Origin of the sequence: Phaeodactylibacter sp., assembly GCF_022763345.1 — a bacterium.
In the GTDB taxonomy this organism is placed as follows: domain Bacteria; phylum Bacteroidota; class Bacteroidia; order Chitinophagales; family Saprospiraceae; genus Phaeodactylibacter.
In genome coordinates this window covers 60,829-81,339 of record NZ_JALEGS010000055.1, presented here as the reverse complement: position 1 = coordinate 81,339, position 20,511 = coordinate 60,829, and the positions used below count along the sequence as shown (strand labels likewise).

At 51.4% G+C, this 20,511-nt stretch carries 11 protein-coding genes; 8 read left to right on the top strand and 3 right to left on the bottom strand.

Annotated features, from left to right (window positions below; translation table 11 throughout):
- Window positions 1-570 precede the first annotated feature (570 nt).
- Together MRY86_RS15565 and MRY86_RS15560 are read left to right on the top strand one after the other, a co-directional pair.
- The gene (locus MRY86_RS15565) at window positions 571-1,524 is read left to right on the top strand and encodes a PorP/SprF family type IX secretion system membrane protein (RefSeq protein ID WP_293568703.1); all 954 of its coding nucleotides are present in this window, start codon (window positions 571-573) and stop codon (window positions 1,522-1,524) included.
- Window positions 1,525-1,656: 132 nt separating this feature from the next.
- A complete protein-coding gene (locus tag MRY86_RS15560; protein ID WP_293568701.1) occupies window positions 1,657-8,325 on the top strand; it encodes a gliding motility-associated C-terminal domain-containing protein in 6,669 nt (2,222 codons plus the stop codon).
- A 68-nt stretch (window positions 8,326-8,393) separates the two neighbouring features.
- On the opposite strand, the gene MRY86_RS15555 is transcribed toward MRY86_RS15560, so the two are convergent.
- Window positions 8,394-10,670, bottom strand: coding sequence for a choice-of-anchor B family protein (locus tag MRY86_RS15555; protein WP_293568699.1), 2,277 nt, complete (start codon window positions 10,668-10,670; stop codon window positions 8,394-8,396).
- A gap of 113 nt (window positions 10,671-10,783) precedes the next feature.
- On the opposite strand from MRY86_RS15555, the gene MRY86_RS15550 reads away from it, so the two are divergent.
- Entirely contained in the window at window positions 10,784-12,562 is a 1,779-nt protein-coding gene (locus tag MRY86_RS15550; protein ID WP_293571629.1) for an ABC transporter ATP-binding protein, read from the top strand.
- A 95-nt stretch (window positions 12,563-12,657) separates the two neighbouring features.
- Here the strand turns inward: MRY86_RS15550 and MRY86_RS15545 are convergent, their stop codons facing one another.
- Complete coding sequence (locus MRY86_RS15545) at window positions 12,658-14,388, bottom strand: PA domain-containing protein (protein WP_293571627.1); 1,731 nt, start codon at window positions 14,386-14,388, stop codon at window positions 12,658-12,660.
- A 221-nt stretch (window positions 14,389-14,609) separates the two neighbouring features.
- Between MRY86_RS15545 and MRY86_RS15540 the strand changes: the two genes are divergently transcribed.
- Window positions 14,610-14,846, top strand: coding sequence for a hypothetical protein (locus MRY86_RS15540; RefSeq protein WP_293563847.1), 237 nt, complete (start codon window positions 14,610-14,612; stop codon window positions 14,844-14,846).
- Window positions 14,847-14,927: 81 nt separating this feature from the next.
- On the opposite strand, the gene ffh is transcribed toward MRY86_RS15540, so the two are convergent.
- Window positions 14,928-16,322, bottom strand: coding sequence for a signal recognition particle protein (gene ffh / locus MRY86_RS15535; RefSeq protein WP_293563845.1), 1,395 nt, complete (start codon window positions 16,320-16,322; stop codon window positions 14,928-14,930).
- A gap of 423 nt (window positions 16,323-16,745) precedes the next feature.
- Between ffh and MRY86_RS15530 the strand changes: the two genes are divergently transcribed.
- The 4 genes from MRY86_RS15530 (at window position 16,746) to MRY86_RS15515 (ending at window position 20,407) form a co-directional block, all read left to right on the top strand.
- Window positions 16,746-17,570 (top strand): OmpA family protein, encoded by an 825-nt coding sequence (locus MRY86_RS15530; RefSeq protein WP_293563843.1) that lies wholly within the window; start codon window positions 16,746-16,748, stop codon window positions 17,568-17,570.
- Window positions 17,571-17,596: 26 nt separating this feature from the next.
- On the top strand, window positions 17,597-18,232 hold the full coding sequence (locus MRY86_RS15525; protein WP_293563841.1) for a helix-hairpin-helix domain-containing protein: 636 nt from the start codon (window positions 17,597-17,599) through the stop codon (window positions 18,230-18,232).
- Window positions 18,233-18,301: 69 nt separating this feature from the next.
- Complete coding sequence (locus MRY86_RS15520) at window positions 18,302-19,087, top strand: hypothetical protein (RefSeq protein ID WP_293563839.1); 786 nt, start codon at window positions 18,302-18,304, stop codon at window positions 19,085-19,087.
- A gap of 96 nt (window positions 19,088-19,183) precedes the next feature.
- Complete coding sequence (locus tag MRY86_RS15515; protein WP_293571625.1) at window positions 19,184-20,407, top strand: pyridoxal phosphate-dependent aminotransferase; 1,224 nt, start codon at window positions 19,184-19,186, stop codon at window positions 20,405-20,407.
- Window positions 20,408-20,511 lie beyond the last annotated feature (104 nt).

Below are 20,511 nucleotides of genomic sequence, written 5' to 3'. Positions count from 1 at the left end.
GTTGCGTATTGATTTGATTTTCAGTGTATTGTGGTGTGGTGTTTTAGCCGGGGTGATAAAAAGCACCTCAATATCGGCTAAAATTATCATAGATAAAATACACTAATCTAAAACCAAACGCCTAAATTTGGTCTCGCTTGGAAAACCTGGGCATTTGCTGTGCGCAAAGGTGAAAGCCCGGGAATAAAAAATCTCCTAATCAGAGGCTTTTTCTTTCAAGCGTAAGTGGTCGCTACGCACGGCAGGAAATAAGAAAGCGTACTTTGCGTTTTGGATTATGACCTGCTGTCGACGTTCAGCCACGCAAGAGCTTTAGAGGTACAGAACTACATATTGTTGGATTGAGGTTGGAATGCCGGGTCGCCCGTCATTTCAGGTTAATCGTTATATGCACTGCTTATTCACTGTTATAGGTGAATGGCATGCTATCCTCACCTGTTCAATTGGTTGTACTGCACTTTCTTACGCATCTTGGACTTTATTATATGTTATTTTTTATAATTAATGACAGATCATTCGTTTTTCGAGCGTATAAATTTTCTAAATTTGCGCATCTCAAAAACTCATCCCATGACGCGACTTAAGTACAAGCTATTGTTCCTGGTTCTCGCAGCGGCTGCCAGCCTTAATGCTCAGCAGCTTTCCTTATTTACGCAGTACCGTGAGAATGCCACGGTGATCAACCCTGCTGCTGTTGAGAGCGACTTTCTCGCCTTCGGCCAAAACATTTCCTTTGGAGCTTCTTACCGTGCCCAGTGGGTGGGTTTGGACAACGCGCCCACAACGCAGACTCTGCGAGGTTCCTATATACATACACGCGGATCAGGCGTTACGTTCATGGCTGGCGGCCATGTGATCAATGACCAAACCGGGCCTACCGGGTTTACCGGGGCTTATGGCCGTATTGCCGGTATTGTTTCCGGTGACCCAGAAACCGGTGGCTTTGTTGTCGGGCTTAGCGCCGGCGCGGTGAATTTCCGCGTTGATGCTTCCCAGATCCGCTTGCGTGAGCAGGGGGACATCGTCGGTACAACTGATCAGTCCCAGTTCTTCCCGGATGTGGGCGTTGGCCTGTATTACTACCGGATGGTAGGTCGTAACGACAATATGATTTACGGTGGATTGTCCGTCCCTCAGGTGTTCGGCCTCGACCTGACCTTTCAGAATGAAGAAGGGGAGTACAGCACCAAGCGGGTGCAGCACTACTATGGTATGTTTGGTTTTTACGCCTTCCTGAATGACAATAGCTTCCTTGAGCCTTCGGTATGGATCAAATACACAGAGGGCGCGCCGACAAACGTTGACTTCAACCTCCGGTATTTCACGCCGGTCAACTTTTGGGTGGGTGCAGGTGCTTCCACCGCCGGTAACGCTCACCTCGAAACGGGCGTGATGCTGGGCGACCTTGCTGGTTATGAGAATACGTTCAGAATCGGCTATGGTTTCGACTATTCCTTCAGCTCCTTTGGCCCCTCTGCAGGTGCCACCCATGAAATCAACCTGACGATGTCGCTTTATCGCTAGACCTAATGGCCGAACAACGACAAACACTTATACTGCTATACTCTAACGGACCAACACCAGGTATGGTGGCCCACTAAAAATTGTGAAAGTCCCATGAATTTTCAGATCATACTTCCCAATTTCCATATCCTCATGAAAAAACGACTTCTTTCCCTTGGCTTTTTTATCTTTTTCGGGGGCGTACTTTCGTTGCAGGCCCAAAATGTGGCTTATACGATGTACTTTGAACAGCCGGAAAATCCGCCTTGCCTTGATGAAGAGATATGCATTGATGTTACGGTGCAAAACTTCTCCAACATCGCTACAACGGATTTCAACATTTTGTGGGACTCCACCGCTTTCGAATTTGTTCAGGTCACAGGGTTCAACCTGCCTGGATTGAGTGCGGCCAACTTTACAGAAACCAGCGCCGGTTCCCTGAATATGATGTGGGAAGTAGAGGATTGCAGTACGATTAACGATGGCGAAGGCGTGACCCTCGACGATTGCGACAACACCTGCCGTCCGGTTATCTTTCAACTCTGCCTCCGAGCTATTGGCACTTATGGTAGCTCTACAACCGTGACGGTGGGCCCCAACCGCTACACCACCAAGGACAACAGTAACTGCGTTAACACCCAAACCTTTGTGGAACCTGCCTTCATATCCACCTGTGTGCGCCCGTTTATTGTCGATATCGGGAGTGGGCAGGGCAATGAGGGCGACCTTGTTTGTATTGACTTCTCAGTTACCGGGCTTGACAGCTTGTCTTCCTTTCAGTTTCCCGTCGTTTGGGACTCTACACTGGCTTCTTTCGAAAGCGTGATTATTCCACAAAACCTGCCCAACTTCGGGCCGGGCAATATTGGTAACCCGCAGACCGCTATGGGGGTACAGGAAGGGAGTATTACGGTTTCCTGGGGCGCTCCACCGCCCGAGAACCTCCTTTCTCTGGCAGACTCTACCCTTATTTTCCAATTGTGCCTCCGGCTTAAACCGGGCTCTTGCTCCAGGGATATTGATGTGGCCATTGCTGATGTGCAGCCCGGGCAGCCTTTCTTCCGCCCGGAAGCAACGAATGATTTTATGAACGGCTTCTCCAACATTCAGGTTGGGCAAAACCCTGGAGTGATTGAAGTGGGGACCTGTAACCCCGAAGGCGTTCAGGTAGTCGCCAACTGTGGTGCTCCGGTAACGGTCAACGATCAGATTTGTGTAGCCGTAGAAGCAGGTGCCAACTTTCAAAACGTAACTGACCTGGGCTTCCTCATGCAGTGGAATACCAGTATCCTGGAATACACCGGCGTACAGGGCTTTGACTTGCCTGGCCTTAACGCCGCTGACTTTAACGAACTGAATACCCAAAACGGGGTTCTTGGCTTTGAGTGGGATGGTTCTGCTCAAACCCGGAACGAGGGAGATGTGATCTTTGAAGTATGCTTTGATGTGATTGGACTCGGCGGCAACAGCCCTTTCCAGTTTATTAACAATAATGCAGATGTGGGCCAAATCAACAACGGTCCCAATATCGGCATCAATCCTACCAACTGCGAAGTGACTGTCAATCAGCCTCCGGGCGTAGTGATGGAACTGACCGGTGGGCTGCAAGGTCAGCCAGGGGATACGCTTTGTTTCGATTTCACGGTAACCAATTTCACCGATGTAGAGGATATGCGCTTCAGCATCGTTTGGGAACCTGAAAACCTGGAATATCTAATTGGAGTTGGCCCTCAGAATGTTAACCTCCCCAGTGGTGCTGCAGCACTGAATGCTCTGGGCTTCGCCAATGGTCAGATTCTGTTTAACAACTGGAACCCTCCTTCGCCTGTAACCCTGGCAGATGGGACCTCTATTTTTACCCTTTGTTTCCAAATTCCGGATGATGAAAACCTTGCCGGTACCTGTGACCTGGTACAAATTGCGAATGATCCGATTGTAGCGGAAGTCATCACTTCCAGTTCGAATAACGAAGATGTTGGCCTGACTGGCATCGGCGGTGACTACTGTATTCTCAGCCCCGATGGTTTCTGGCTGGTGGGCGGTCAGGTAGAAGGCGACCTTCGGGACACCGTTTGTGTACCTTTCCAGGTCGGGCAGTTTGAAGATATTACAGGAGCTGACTTCTGCGTCAACTGGGCGCCGGGCTCCCTCAATTTTACCGAATTTATTGATCCGGGGCTTATTCCGAACCTAAACTTCGATCTGGATGCAGAACCGGTTGGTGCGGCCTGTATCGATTTCACAAGCGCCGAGCCTTTGTCTGCTGTCGATTCCGCTGTGATCTTCGAAATGTGCTTCGAGCTGCTGGGGCCAGCTGATACCTGCTACGCCATTTCGGTCAACGAAACGCCAAACCCAACTGTAACCACTGCTAACGGCCCGGGTAGTCTACTGGATTTGCCCGCAGAGCTTTGCATCAATGATAAGCTTTTCCTGGATACGGCTATCATTACAGCGGTAAGCTGCCCTGGTGTTTGTGACGGGGAGGTACAACTCGTCGTTTCTGGTGGTGTGCCGCCTTATACTTTTAGCTGGCAGACTGCACCGCCGCAATTTGGCAATACCGCACGATTCCTGTGTGCAGGTGATGTGGTGGTGACCATCCTCGACAATTCCGGGCTTTCCCTTATCGACACCATTACTGTACCGGTGGGCGGAGCTGATCTTTTTGCGGATGTTGGCCCCGACCGTATCGCGAACTGCGGGGATTGCAGTACCGCTAACTTCATCAGTGCTATGGCTACTCAGGTGACTGAAAACCCAAATGTGGTGTACGAATGGACGGCTTCTCAGGGCGGGCAAATCTGTGGTGCCACAGATAGCCGCTTCCTGCTGGCCATTGGGCCAGGCGTATTCACCTTCGAGGTCCGGGATGATAGCAGCGGCTGTGTAATTACGGACACGCTAGAGCTACTGGCGCCAGACCTGCCTTTGGTGGAGTTTGAGCAGGCAGACCCAGGACAAATTGATTGTAACAACCCCTCCATCATGCTCTCTGTAGTAGAGGAGGACAACGTGGATTATAGCTGGACCGGGCCAAATGGTTTCACTGCGGATACCAGAGAAATTATGGCCTCGGATTCCGGTACTTACGTGATCACGACTTCATTTATTGATAGCGGGTGTAGTGCTACGGATTCTGTTACAATAGATATTGATACTACTCCTCCATTCATTTTGGCCAGCCCGGGTACAGATTCAGTATTCGTCGGCTGTAATGATGCGGCCAACCTTAATGGTTTTGTGGCGGAAGATATTGTGGATTATACCGCTCGTTGGCTGGATGACACGGGTACAGAAGTAGCGAGTGGAGAGTCCTTCTCTACCACTACGACAGGTACGTACTTCTTCGAAGTTATTAATAACGAAAATGGCTGTTCCGCGCTGGATTCCACTGTGGTTTCAGCGGAGGCGGAATTGCCTATGGTTATGATTGACCAGGACGCAGCCATCAACTGTAATGGAGATGAGGTGCAATTGAATGCGGTTGTCACCAACGCTAACCCCAACGCTGTACTAGCCGACTGGAGTTCTCCCGATGGTGGTCAGTTGGCCCCAGGGACAGAAGACCTGCTCACGCCAACGGTCACCGTACCGGGTACTTTTAACCTTACCATTACCGATGAGGCAACCGGCTGTACGGCTACAGATATGGTTACCGTAGTTTACGATACGATCCCTCCTGCCGCTGTTGCTGTAGTGGATGGCCTGATCAGCTGCGATAGTGAGACGGCATTGCTGGATGGCTCCGCTTCCGGTCAGGGCCCTAATGTGACTTACAACTGGAGAAGCCTGTCCCTGGGTGATGTGAGCGATAATATCACAGAGCCGGTTGGCGCACCAGGGCTTTATGTGCTAACAGTACGCGACACACTTTCGGGCTGTGTAGCCACCGATACCGTCCTCGTTGTACAGGATACGATGCCTCCGCTGGTGACCCTGACCCCGGCTCAGAATCTGAATTGTAGTCGGGATACCGTCACCTTTTCTGCAAGTGTGGATCTCGACCCGGGTACATTCACGATCGATTGGGGGAACAACATTTCTATTATTGAGGACGATACCATTGGACGGGTAACAGAACCCGGAATGTATACTATAACGGTCACCAATGACCTCACGGGCTGTGAAACGGTCCTCACCCGTGAAGTTGATGACTTGGATGATGAACCCGAAATCGTACTGGCGACCGATATGTTATCCCTGAATTGCATTAATCAACAGGTCATGTTGGATGCCACCGGCTCCACCGTCAGCGATAGTACTGTTACGGTGCAATATCAGTGGTCCGCGATTGAAGGCAGCCTGATTTCTCCATTGAACGGGCAGACGGTACAAACTAATGAGCCTGGTATTTATGTGCTGACCCTGATAAACGTGGTCTCCAACTGCGTTGTAACGGATACCGTAGTTGTGGAAAACAATCAGGATACGCCAACGGCGGTGGTGGTTGAGAACGAGGTGAATTTAACCTGCCCCGAACCGGTCGGTACGCTGGATGGAACCGGCTCTTCCATAGGAGATGATTTGATCTACATTTGGCAGATTATTGATGGAGGAACAGTAGTGGATACCCTGGCTATCGGACCTGATGAAATAACAACGTCCGTATTCAATGAGGGCATTTATCGCCTAAGAGTATTAAACACGGTTTCTGGCTGTTCTGCTGGCTCAGCTCCCGTACAGGTAGAAGCTTTAGGTACGGTACCGCAAATCGTCTTTGGCGCGCCTACTGATATTGGAGTATTGGACTACGATTGCAATACGCCTGACACCGTCAATGTGGAAGTAAGTTTGGCCAACGATTCTTTACTTGAGGGCACGAATCTTGTTTACGAGTGGTCTCCCGGGGTCGCCTTTGACGGTGATGTCAGCACGGTAGGCATCTTGGAGCCAGGAGTGTACAGCTTGATGGTTACAGATACGGTTTCCGGCTGTGTAGGTGAAAATGAAATCGTCGTGAACGACATCCGCGAATTCCCCAATATCGAATTTGCCGATGAATCCCCGTCACTGACTTGTACAGCGTCTACCATCGCCCTTGACGCCTCCGGTTCTACATTCCTGCCTGATACCACGGTTTACAGCTGGATGGATATCGATGGCATGGAACTGGGTACGGATCTCACGCTTGAGGTCACAACGCCAGGCCAGTATCAGTTTATGGTGACGAATACGATAACCGGATGCTCTACGGTAGATACGCTTACAGTTAGTGAGAACACGAATCCGCCGGCTGTACAGCTGGAAGTACCGGAAGACTTTACCTGTATTACAGAAAATGTGCTGCTGAGCGCGGCACCAACGGGTGATGCGAATGACTTCACAACAGTCTGGAGTGTTGACAACGGTGGCACCATCGTGCCTAATGACGGCACCCTGACTGCCAACGTAGACGCGCCGGGCACCTATCAGTTGACGCTGACTTCCAACATGAATGGTTGTGATTCCACTGTGATCTTTGAAGTCGCTGCTGATACTACTGCACCGGAAGGCGAAATTGCCATGCCTGACTTCCTGGGCTGCCCTGGTCAAACCGTTTCACTTGATGCCTCTTTATACGGTAACAACGGTGAGTTTGACATCGAATGGACAAGCATGGAGGGCAATATTACCCCGGCTACCGGTTCCTTCCTGGTGGATGTAGACGCTGCGGGCACCTACTTCCTGTCCGTAACAGATCCTACCAATGGTTGCGAAGCCATGGATACGGTAGCGGTGCAGCTTGATCCCGAAACGCCGATGGCTGTGGGTGCGGCTCCGGACAACATCCTGGGCTGTGGCGATACCCTTACCCTGGATGGTACCGGTTCTTCTGAAGGTATGATCTACGATTACGAATGGGTAGCAGTGGGCGGCATGGGGCTGCCTCCGGTGCCCATTACCAACCTGACGGCTACGGTCGATGCAGTCGGCGATTACTTATTTATCGTGACGAATACGAATACCGGTTGTTCCGATACATCTGAAGTGGTTTCCATCCTGCCTGACGACAGCCTGCCGGACGCACTGGCACAAGTCGATAGCGTGTCTTGTGATGGCAATGCCTTCATTAGCGCTAACCTGCCGGATGGGGTGACCGGGCAATGGACCCTCAATAGCGGTATCGGCACACTACAGTCAGACTCCCTTAGTGCTACGGTGGTTACCGGACTGGGCAAGGAATTGGTAGAACTGACCTGGAGCCTTTCACAGGATGGCTGCCCTGACTTTAGCTCAAGCACTATCACGGTTGAGCCGCAATTGGCACCGGATGCCGCAAATGATATCATGACGGTTGATCAGGGCTCAAATCAGGCGCAAGCAATTCTGCTGGCTAACGATATTCTGACCGGCGTTCCAAGTGTTACCTTTGAATTCACTAGTGAACCAACACTGGGTGATGTGACGGATCAGGGAGACGGGGATGTAACCTACACCTTAACCACCAACCTCTTTGGCCCTGCACAAGATGCCTTTGGCTATGTCATCTGCAACGTGGATTGTCCAACCCTTTGCGATAGCGCTTCCGTTGAGGTAAGCATACAGCGCGACAGCATGGAGATTGAAACACCTAATGGTATCACACCAAATGGTGACGGTTTGAATGATGCACTGATCTTTGACCAGCTGATTTTGAACCCGGATGAATATCCGAATAACGAATTGATCGTCTTCAACCGCTGGGGAGATATCGTATTCCAGGCCCGGCCATACGGCAATGACTGGCAGGGAGAGAATATGGATGGCACCAACCTGCCCGACGGTACCTACTACTTTATCCTGCGACTGGATATCGGTGGCGGAGAGATCATCAAAGGCGATGTGACCATTTTAAGGTAGCATCCTGTTCGTGACTAAAGCAAAGCCCGCCCTTCGCAACAGTGCGAAGGGCGGGCTTCTTCATTTTCCTACCGTTTAATAAACTTCAAATGCACCCAGGGCAACCCTTCCCGCTTGATACTAATAAAATAAGGACCAGCCGCCCAATGGCCTATCTGAAGTGGCCCAGCATACACCGAGGACTGGAAAACCCGCTGCCCCTGTGCATTAAAAACTTGAATTCCCTCAATCCTCAGCGGGCCTTCGAGGAAGAGCTCTCCGTACGCCGGGTTAGGGAAAATCCGGAGTTGCTGCAGCTGCGCATCCTTAGTACTGCTAAGCATCACCTCAATTGGTTCAGAATACCCCCAGCAGAATGCCTCATTTTGAGCGCCCACCTGATAAGTACCCTCCTCGTTCAGCAGGAAATAAGGCACTGTAGTGGTATCTACCGGTACGCCTTCGTATAGCCAGATAAATAAACCACTGCTCGTCAGGTCGCAAAACAGCGAGTCCTCTACTTGTGTAATACCGGGCACAGGCAATGGCGCTGGTATTTCACCAAATACGAATACGGTGTCGCACTGTCCGTTGCTGGCAGTAATTTCATATAAATCAGCGGGTACAAATAACAGGCTTGTATCCGTGAAGGTGAGCCCCAGGTCTGTAATGGTGTAGGCATAACCCAGGCTTTGCTCCACACTCAGGGCCAGGCTGTCCCCTTCACAAAGTGGTGGAATGAAAGGCTGGAACTCTGGTGCGGGAGCGGCAGGCAACTGAGCAGCTTCCAAGACAGCAGATTCGGTTGTACAATCATTCAGAATGCCCAGGAAGCTGTAATTGCCAGGTGCGGGAAGGAGGAAGGACTCCATATCGGTATTTTCAATCAATACGCTGCCCGGTTGTTGCAAAAGCAGGACAGAATCAAAGTCCGGCTCCGCATCAAAGGCAATTTCCATGGGTACGCCGGGACAGAAAGTATAGGTTGCTTGCAGTCCTGTAAAGGCAGGCAGCTCGGTGATGCTGACCGTCAGGGTATCGGAATAAGTGGGGAAGGTCCCGGTATTGTTGACCAGGTAGTACTGCCCGGGCTCCTGAATGTTTAGGCTTGCTGTTGGATCATCGGGTAGAGGCGTACCGCTGTTTTCCCACATCCATCCATCCCCGGCGATGGTGGCAGAGAGGGTGAAGGTTTCCTCTCCGCAAAGCTGCACGCTTCCGCTTTGGCTCAGGCTGGCTGAGAAGACCGGCTCGCTTTCAAAGCTCCAGCCCTCCGGTTGAAGGACGTACAACCCATTTTCAGTATCAGAGGCGATAATCGTACCAGAAGGAAAGAATGGGTACACCCCCCAGCAGCCATCGTAACCCTGATAGTTGGTATTTTGCGGATGAGTATCGTAATAGGCAAAGGAGGTCACGTTCAACGGGTCGCTAATGTCAAAAATCTGTACGCCTTCATGATAGTAGGAAATAATGGCATAATCTCCCCGGATAAAAGGGTTGTGGGCAATAGAGCCGGTCGCCTGTGGTGCCAGTAATTCTGATTTGAAAAGGTCAACGACTTCCATTTCCAGCGGGTCGCTCACATCGACCATTTTCAGGCTGCGGCCAAAAGTTTCGTCTGCGAAAACCAGGTAATTTCCATCTCCGTGAAGCCAGCTGGAATGGTTGTAGCCTTGCTCAGGATAGTTGCTCAGGGTACCGAGTGTCACCGGGCTTGTGGGGTTGGAAAGGTCATAAATGGAAAAGCCACTTGTACCATGAGAGCAAAAAGCGATGTTGTCGCGAACGAAGATGTCATGAATGTACCCTCCGGCGGGCAGCACCGGGTTGCCCAAAAGGGTAGGGGCTGCCGGGTTTTGTGTCAGGTCCAGGATGGTGACTCCATTAGAGGGATTATTGCCGCCGGCTACGTACAGCCGTCCGTTCGCTTCATCGATAAAGATGTTGTGGGCCCGGGTAAAGAATTCGGTGCTCTGAGAGACCTGAATCACCGTATCCGGCAGTTGGCTCAGGTCGAAGATGGTCAGCCCTTCGGAGCCCTGGTCTGCGCACATGTAGGCGTAAGCACCATAGGTTTTGTAATCCCGCCAAACGGAGTTGAGCTGACCGGGGAAACGGCCGACTTCCACGATCGCTTCCGGACTGGTGATGTCAAAAAACACAGTAGTGCCCACATTGCCCAAAATGGCGTACTCCCGGCCATCCGGGGCGGTATATCCCCAGATATCATTGTAGCTCAGCGATCCAAGGGAGGGGAGGCTGTTGTCATCCCACACGGAAAGGGCGGTCATATTGAGGCTGTCCTGAGCCCGGGAGAAAAAAGGTCCGCTGCAAACAAGCAGCAGGATAAGCAGTCGTTGCATGATGATTTTTTTTATTTTGCAATTTGTTTAGGCTGTGTTGAGAATTCGTTTTTGGAGCGAATGCACCCAAAGGGTGAAATCTCAATATAGACTTAAGGAAGGAAAATGAACGCATGACTAAAGATAAGCTTTTAGCGGTAAATAACCTGCGAACCTCGTTTTTTACGGATGCCGGAGAAGTACGCGCGGTGGATGGGATCAGTTTTGACCTTTACCGGGGCGAAACGCTGGGTATTGTAGGCGAATCAGGCTCGGGCAAATCTGTCACAGCGCTATCACTGATGCGGCTGATTCCTTCTCCTGGCCGGATTTTGGAAGGGAGCGTGGAGTACTTTCCAGAGGAAGTGCCTGCTGGTGTGAATTTACAGGAGCTGCCCAGAAAAGCGATGCGCCGGTACCGCGGCAGCGAGCTTGCCATGATCTTTCAGGAACCGATGTCTTCGCTTAATCCGGTTTTTCGTTGTGGCGAGCAGGTTGCGGAAGGCATGCGCCACCACCTGAAGCTTTCCAAAAGCGAAGCCAAAGCTCGTGCCCTGGCCTTATTTGAAGAAGTACAGTTGCCCGACCCCGCCCGGATTTATCAGGCCTACCCTCACCAATTGTCCGGGGGGCAGAAGCAAAGGGTCATGATTGCCATGGCTATGAGTTGCAAGCCGGGCGTGCTTATTGCAGACGAGCCAACCACCGCGCTTGATGTGACGGTGCAGAAAGCGATTCTGGAGCTTATGGCGAAGGTGAAAACAGAACTGGGCTCATCGGTTATTTTTATTACGCACGACCTTGGAGTGATTTCCGAAATTGCTGACCGGGTGCTGGTCATGTACAAAGGCAAAATCGTTGAAGAGGGCAGGGTAGAGACGCTCTTTTCCAATCCAAAACACCCTTACACCAAAAGCTTGCTGGCCTGCCGCCCGCCCCTCAACTACCGGCTCAAGCGCCTGCCTGTGGTCAGTGACTTTATGGAAGTGAAAAAAACGGATGACGGTGCAGTGGAAATACAGGAGAAGGCCGTCACCCTTGAGGCCGTAATCCGTGGGCAGCGCGTACCGGCTATGGAGCAGCTTCGCCGGAGCCGGATGCTCAAGCAGCAAACGCCCATACTGAAGGTCAGTAACCTGCAAACTTGGTTCCCTGCCAAACATAACTTTTGGGGCAAGCCCAAAGACTTCATCCGTGCTGTAGACGATGTGAGCTTTGAAGTTTACCCCGGAGAAACCCTCGGGCTGGTTGGAGAGTCGGGCTGCGGGAAGACGACCCTCGGGCGGAGCCTTCTTGGACTTGCACCGGTGCGCAGTGGCCGCGTGGAATATAAAGGGCAATCTCTGCTTGATCTTTCTGAAAAAGACTGGAAGCCGTTGCGGCAGGATATGCAGATTATTTTCCAGGACCCCTATGCTTCCCTCAACCCCCGTATGACCATCGGTAAAGCGATCATGGAGCCAATGGAGGTACACGGGCTGTACAGCTCAGACGCTGAGCGGCGGGACCGGGTGCTGCAATTGCTGGAAACGGTAAGCATGCCGCCTCAGTACTTTGACCGTTATCCGCACGAGTTTTCCGGCGGGCAGCGGCAGCGCATCGCTATTGCCCGGGCCCTGGCCCTGAACCCCAAGTTCATTATTTGTGATGAGTCCGTTTCCGCTTTGGATGTCTCAGTGCAGGCACAGGTGCTGAACCTGTTGATGGAGCTTCGGGAGAAGTATAAATTCACCTACATCTTTATTTCGCACGATTTGTCGGTGGTGAAGTTCATGTCTGACCGCATGATCGTTATGAATGCCGGTAAGATCGTAGAGCAAGGATACAGCGATGAAATCTATGAAAACCCTCAGAACGAATACACGAAGAAGTTGATTCAGGCGATTCCGCAGGGGCGGAGCCGGCTGGTCTAAATTGGTATCTGATATAGTACTGTTCGAAAACAAAACGGGCTCAGCCGGTACGTGACCAGCTGAGCCCATTGTTTTTAGGAACGTGAGTCGTTCACCTAGTGGATGACCACAATCCGCTTAGTCGCTTGTCCTTCCGGGGTTTGAATGCCCAGGAAGTAAGTGCCAGCGGCGAGGTTAGCGGTATTGAAGGTATAAGTGCCGCCCTTCACGCCTTCGTAGACATTGCGCTCGATCACTCTGCCGAACATATCTACCAGTGCTACGCGTACCTCATCTGCATATTCGTCCAGCTGTAGCTCCAGTTGGAAGGTCTCGTTGGCGGGGTTAGGGAAAACCGTCGCTTTGTTGTCCGCCAGAGTAATGTCCTCTGCGTCCACGCTGAAGCCATCCAGGTGCAGGCGAACCACTGCGCGGAAGTCGCCAGCCCAGCCACCAGTATAAAGCTGATCTGTGAATGTCATGGTGCTTAAGCCAGGGTAAGCTTCATTGCCCGCGTAAGTGTACCATGGTGGAATACCGAGTGCGGCATTTACACCGTTATACTGTGCCATGAGCAGGTAGCCGGTATTGGCTTTCAGCTCGACCGGCTCAGGGAATTCCACTGTAAGCAGGTCATAAGGCTCTTCGTTACCGTTCAGGATGTAAACCGCCTGTCCTACAATCTCGAAGGTAGAGTAGTCGATTTCATTACCGGTAGCGCTTTGCCCATCTCCATCGGGATCTGTGTCAAACAGCGTCAGGAAGAAAATGTCAGCATCGTTGAAGCCCGTTCGGATAGAATCCGGATTGCCGAGGGAGAAAGTGGCATGCGTAGCCATTGCGCCCTGATCATTGGTCTCAAAGTAGTTGCCAAAGTCATAAGTCAGCAAGTCTTCGACGAAGCCCTCGCTGGTTGTGGCAATCCAGCTGTCCACCGGCCATTCCGGGATATTGCCATTGTCCATTTGGAAGGTGAAGTCCGTAACAGCGAACTGACGCCGCAGGGTATCCGCGGTCAAAGAGTTGGTGTACAACATCTCGTAAGTCCCTACTTCAGCGGGCGTGTAAGGCTCAAACTCAAAGGTGTGAATGACATCAGGATTAATGGTATCCACCTCAGCCGTTAGCTTGGTTTCTGTGCCATCAGGGGCGATAATATCCACACTTGCGGAAACATCAAGAATTGGGTCTTCCGGATCAAGGTTAAGCAGGTCTACCTTAATACTGTCTATCGGAGTCACCTGCGACAGCGGCGTTCCGTAGCGGTCAGGCCCCAGGTCACCAAAGAACCCGCGCACCTGGAAAGTCCCGATTACGGTTTCACCAGCATCCAGCGCAGCAATAAAGCCTGCCGCTTCGCCCGGGTCATTCAGGAAAACGGACGGAATTGTTACGTCCAGCCCTTTCTCATCACCCGCAGCCATACCACCAGTGGGGTCACTACCATCTGCATTAACGATGACCACTGCAATGGCACCTGCTTGCTGAGCGTAGTAGATTTTATCACTAAAAAAGCATCCCCCCCGGCGAACCAGTACCATTTTGTCTGTGTAGTCGACCATGGTAGAGGTGTCGCAACCTAAGGTATCCATACCATCGCCTGCGATATCATCATCATCGACCCACATCACTTCTGCGGATACGGTGGTTCGCAGTGGTTGAGTACCCCATTCTGTAGAATTGCTTACAGAAGTGTAATCACCAATAACACGGGTCAGACCCGTACCGGGGACCTCAAAGAAAACATCCACAGGAATCGGAGAATCGTTTGGAATCTGTGCCATAAGCGGGTTGGCAGCCAAACTTACAAGGCAGCATACTGCCAGCAGTTGGTAAAGTTTTTTCATACTAAATGGTGTTTTATTTTATTTCTGGAATGAAAATAGGGATATGTTAGCTTACTGACAAAGTGTGGAGGTGTTAAATTTTAAATAGGGTGCAACTTTTTACTTTGAGCATCCGTCATTGATGCAGAGATGTGTCTGAAAAACAGGCACTTTCGTCGATTCTACTGGACAAGCTGGTAGAAAATCTGTATTATTGCAGTGACTTATTAGAAAACTAGGAAATGAAAAAGCCAAACACCCGTATTGTACTCGTTTCGCTGGCACTGGCAGCTAGTCTTTCCGCTTACACTTTTCTCAATGTAGCCTCTCATCAGTTGAATATTGGAGAGGATGCGGCTGTTGAGGAAGTGGATTACGAAGACCGCCTTGAATCAGAATCTGGTTCTGTGGTTCTGCCCGATGTGCGCCTGATCAAAAAGGCGTTTGAAGTAGGAAAGCGTTTTCTGCCGGCGAGCTAAGCTCCCTTTATTTCACCACCCGACTAAAAAACGGATGCCCGACTTAACGAGCATCCGTTTTTTTATTGCTTGTTTCGAGCTTTAGCGCTTGCGCTTCGCCCGGCGGCGGGCAATACCGCCCATTTTTTTGCCGCGCTTGCCAACTGAGCTACCTTTGCCACCCGGAGCACCCATGCCCATACCCGGCATCTTGCTCATCTTGTGCATCATCTTCCGCATTTGGTCGAACTGCTTCAGGAACATGTTGATCTCCTCAATCGACTGCCCGCAGCCGCCTGCAATACGGCGCTTACGGCTCGTATTCATCAGCTCAGGGTTGGCGCGTTCCTGAGGTGTCATACTGAAGATGATCGCTTCCACCTTATTAAAAGCATTATTGTCAATATCGAGGTTCTTCGTCATTTTGCTCATGCCCGGAATCATGCTCATCAGGCTCTTGAGGTCGCCCATCTTCCGGATTTGCCCAATCTGTTCCAGAAAGTCATTGAAGTCAAACTTATTCTTCTTGATCTTCTTCTCCAGCTTCTTGGCCTGCTCCTCGTCGAACTGCTGCTCGGCACGTTCCACGAAAGAAATGATGTCACCCATGCCCAAGATACGGCTGGCCATACGGTCGGGGTGGAAAACATCGAGCGTGTCCATCTTTTCACCGGTGGAAACAAACTTAATTGGCTTGCCTACGGTGTATTTGATGGAAAGCGCTGCACCACCGCGCGTATCGCCATCAAGCTTTGTCAGCACCACACCATCGTAGTCGATGCGGTCGTTGAAGGCTTTGGCGGTGTTTACGGCATCCTGCCCGGTCATAGAGTCCACCACGAAGAGCGTCTCATTAGGCTGCACGGCTTCTTTGATGTTGGAGATTTCCTCCATCATCTCTTCGTCAACCGATAAACGCCCGGCCGTGTCAATGATCACCACATCGTGGCTGTGCGCCTGTGCGTGCGCAATGCCTTTGAGTGCGATCTCTACCGGGTTTTTGTTCTCCATTTCCTTGTACACCGGTACCTTGATCTGATCGCCAATTACCCCAAGCTGATTGATCGCCGCCGGACGGTATACGTCACAGGCTACGAGCAGGGGGCTCTTTTTGTTGTTGGCTTTCAGGTGGCGCGCTAGTTTTCCGGAGAAAGTGGTTTTGCCAGATCCCTGCAGGCCGGCAATAAGGATGACCGATGGCTTGCCTTTCAAGTCGAAAGAGGCCGCTTCGCCTCCCATCAGGCTGACGAGCTCGTCGTTGACGATCTTGACCATCAGCTCGCCGGGCTTCACCGAACTCAGGACATTTTCCTGACCAAGGGCTTTCTCCTTAATGGTATCTGTAAAGTCTTTGGCAATTTTATAGTTCACGTCGGCCGCAACGAGGGCGCGGCGGATTTCCTTTACGGACTGCGCGATGTTAATCTCCGTAAGCTTGCTCTCTCCTTTCAGGGTTTTGAAGGCACCCTCCAAACGTTCGCTCAGGCTGTCAAACATAGATATGGACTGATTTTAGTAAAGGGCGGGCTGCCGGGTATTCATTTGCTTGTTAGGCATGGCACACTTTTCCGCCGGGCTTTTAATCGTGCAAAAGTAAGAAAAATTTACTTCAACCTATCAGATAACACGGCGAAGGATAAGAGGTTGGAAGGAGATGGGGAAAACTTGGACGCAGTTTTGCCATGGATATGGAGTTTACCAGTTAAATCAAGTGCAGGATTCATTGAAAAAGCTTATTTTGGGTAAGGTTCCTTTCGGAAATGATATTCCCATACAAATAAAGCACAGACAATCTGGAAAGTCCGGCAGGTACGCCTGTGGTTTGAGGAAGAGCTGCGAGGGGTAAATCTTTTGCCCGCAAACGCTTTTTTACTCCGGTCTGGGCTTCTGGCATACTTAAACAAAACGAACCCTGGAATAATGTCAACCTTTTTCAAATTTCTGGTTGCTGCCCTCGTTTGGCTGCTTTTCTACCTGGCCACCTTTCGGGGATGTCAGGAAGAGCTTTGCCAGGCTTGCGACCCGCCTCCGCCCGTAACTGTGGCTGATACCCTTCCCGAAGAGGCCGGGCTGCCCGTTTATTTTAAATGGTCTGATGCTGAAGCCTATATTGGAACTGGTGTTGAAGCTTTCCTTCGGTCGAAGGCAACAGGAGGCGATTCCTCACAATTACTGAAAATCACAGGGCTTTACTTTGAAGGTGAACAAGCCGCATCCGGTTCCGAAAACCTTGGTTTGGCCCGTGCAAAGGAAGTGGCCCGGCTGTTTGACGGCCTGCTCGACAGTACGCGCCTGCAGCTGCGTGCCCGTCAGGTGGAGACCCCGGAAGACGCCCAATCCGCGCCTTTTGAGGGGGCATTATTTGAATGGGTGGACCCCAAATCCCAAAGTGCGGTGGATCAGCTTGCTGATCGGGTATCCATTCGTTTTCCCACAGGGTCTGCGGACCGGGTTTATGCGCCCGAAGTAGATTCCTTCCTGATTGAGCTGGCTGCACAGCTTCGGTCATCTGGGCAACGGGTGCGGATTACCGGGCATACCGACAATACGGGTTCAGCAGAGAAGAATGTTGGTTTGGGACTGGCCAGAGCAGAAGCCGTAAAGCAATTTTTGGTAAACGCTGGTGTCCCTGAATCACAGCTTACCACGGATTCCAAAGGCGATGCCTTACCCGTGGCTTCCAACGCTACCGAGGAGGGACGCTATCAGAACCGCCGGGTGGAAGTCCGCATTGAACCGCAATAAATAACCTCAGCAAAACGAAATCAACCATGGAATTCGGAACACTATTTCTTGCCACGCTAGAGCCTTGCTGGCTATGGTGGCTCCTTTTGTCTGCCCTGGCTTTCATACTAGGCGCTATCGTTGGCTGTTTGCTGTGTGGCAATAAAAAGAAACTCCGTGCGCTGGAATCAGACAATGCCGCACTGCATGCCCGGAGCACCAACTGGGAAAAGGACTACGTAGGCCTGAAGTATCAGCACGAGCAGTTGGAGGGTACCCTTAAGGAAATCCGTGCAAAACTGAACAGCTGCGAAGCAGACAAACGAATTTTGGAATCCAAATTAGCGCAGGCCGGTGAAGGAGAGGGGAGGGTAGAGTTGGCAACGGGCCATACGTCAGTGGTGGCCATGGGGCCCTCGTCTAACCCGGATGACCTCACAAAAATCGAGGGCATCGGCCCAAAAATCGAGGGGCTGCTTAATGCCGGAGGAATTTATACCTGGAAGGAGTTAGCAAATGCGACCGTAGAGCAGCTACAGGAAATCCTGGATAAGGCTGGCAAACGGTTTGGCTTGGCCAGGCCTGATTCCTGGCCCCGGCAGGCTGCATTGGCCGCAGCCGGGGAATGGGAAGCTTTACAAAAGTTACAGGATGAGCTGCAGGGTGGCATAGACAAAAGCTGAGGAAGACTAAAAAGCTGAAAATCATGAACCCTTACTTTTCCGGTCTGTTGTGGTGAAAAACAAAACGTCATGCGAATAGCCTACTTACTTCCACTCCTGATTTTGGCGGGACTATCAGCCTGTACTCCTTACGGAGAAACCGACAATACAGCAGCGACGGCACCACAGGTTTACCCCAATCCGGCAGCTCCGGGCTTCAGGGCAGACGCATCAGATGAAAAGGCGATAGCCATCGCAGATTCGGTAATGGAGGCAATGGGAGGCCGGCGCACCTGGGACCAATCCCGCTACTTCCACTGGAATTTTTTCAACCGTCGCACCCTGCTCTGGGACAAAAAAACTGGCAATGTACGGATCACGATGCTGCCGGACAGCAGTACCGTCATGGCTTTCAACCTGAATACCGGAGAGGGGCAGGTTCGGGTAGATGGAGCGCTTGTTACGGAGCCGGACAGCCTTGCCAATCTGCTAAAACAAGGCAGAAGCATCTGGATCAATGATGCCTACTGGGTTTTTATGCCTTTTAAGCTCAAGGACTCTGGCGTAACCTTAAAATATCAGGGCGTGGATACTACGCAGGCTGGGGAAGTAGCAGACGTCTTGCAGCTAACCTTCGAAGAAATCGGGGATACCCCACAGAATAAATACCTGGTATGGGTAGATCAGGAAGAGCACCTGGTGCGGCAGTGGGCTTACTTCGGCGATGCGTCGGATGAAGCGCCGGGTTTTGTAGTTCCGTGGCAAAATTATCAGGAATATAATGGGCTGAAACTGAGTGGCGACCGGGGCGAGCGAAAAATTACAGGAATAGAAGTCCTGGGGAACCTGCCTGATGAAGCCTTTCGTTTGGAGTAGGCATCGTACAAAAAGGTGGATTTAACATACCCAGGGTTTACCTCTGCCTCAAATTAGTCTATATTTGGCGCTAATTTTATCAGAAATATTAGCGCTATGCCTTCAATTTCCAGCCGGGGCAGGAATGTTCCCATGTCGCCTTTCCGAAAGCTGGTCCCCTTTGCGGATAAAGCCAAAGAGGCCGGTAAGCATGTGTACCACCTTAATATTGGTCAGCCTGATATCGAAACGCCATTGTATGCCCTGAAGCAGGTGCGTGAAAACCAGCTAAAAGTATTGGCCTACAGCCCGGCAGTGGGGCAACTGAGCTACCGCAAAAAGCTGGTGGAGTACTATCAAAAATTTGATGTTTCGCTTACCCCGGACGACATCATTGTAACCATTGGAGGCTCGGAAGCCATTCAGTTTGCCATGCTGTCTTGTTTCGACATAGGAGACGAAGTCATCGTGCCTGAACCTTTTTATGCCAACTACAATGGCTTTGCGCAGATTGGCAGCCTGAATATCCGGCCTATTACCTGTCATATTGAAGATGGCTTTGCACTGCCCCCCGTAGAAGCCTTCGAAGCTGTGATTACCGACAAAACACGGGGCATCTTCATCACCAATCCAAATAACCCTACTGGTTGCTTTTACAGCCGGGAAGATTTAGCACAGCTCGGGCGGTTGTGCAAAGCCTACGACTTGTTCCTGTTTGTGGACGAAGTATACCGGGAGTTTTGCTACGATGGGAAGGAATTCTACTCTGCCCTTCGCCTGGAGGGGCTGGAAGATCACGTTATCGTGGTTGACTCGATTTCCAAGCGCTACAGTGCCTGCGGAGCGCGCATCGGGGCGTTAGTTACCCGCAATCAGGGCGTCCTGGAAGCCGCTACCCGCTATGCCAAGCTTCGCCTGAGCCCTCCGGGCCTGGCACAGATTTTGGCGGAAGCCACGCTCGATATGGACAACAGCTACCTCGATCAGGTGACCGAATCTTACAATCGCCGGCGGCAGGTGGTCTACAATCGCCTGCAGGCTATGCCGGGTGTCGTGAGCTATCTGCCCGGGGGGGCCTTTTACTGCTTTGCAAAGTTCCCGCTGCGCAGCGCTGAGCACTTCTGTCAGTGGCTGCTGGAATCTTTTGAGCATGAAGGCGCGACGGTCATGCTTTCTCCGGGCGAAGGGTTCTACGCCACGCCCGGTTTGGGCCGCGATGAAGTGCGGATTGCCTACATTCTAAATGAGCAAGACCTGGAAAAAGCGATGGATTGCCTGGAGGTGGCACTGGAAACCTACAAAGCCGTGGAAGCCGCAATGGAAGCCACGCCTGCCTCATAAATTGGCGGGCTGGCCGAACAATTCTCAATAAACATCTATTGTGTTTACCGCAAGCACCCTGAAAGTTGTACTTTTGCGGTGCTCTTAAAGCGCTGTGCGCATGC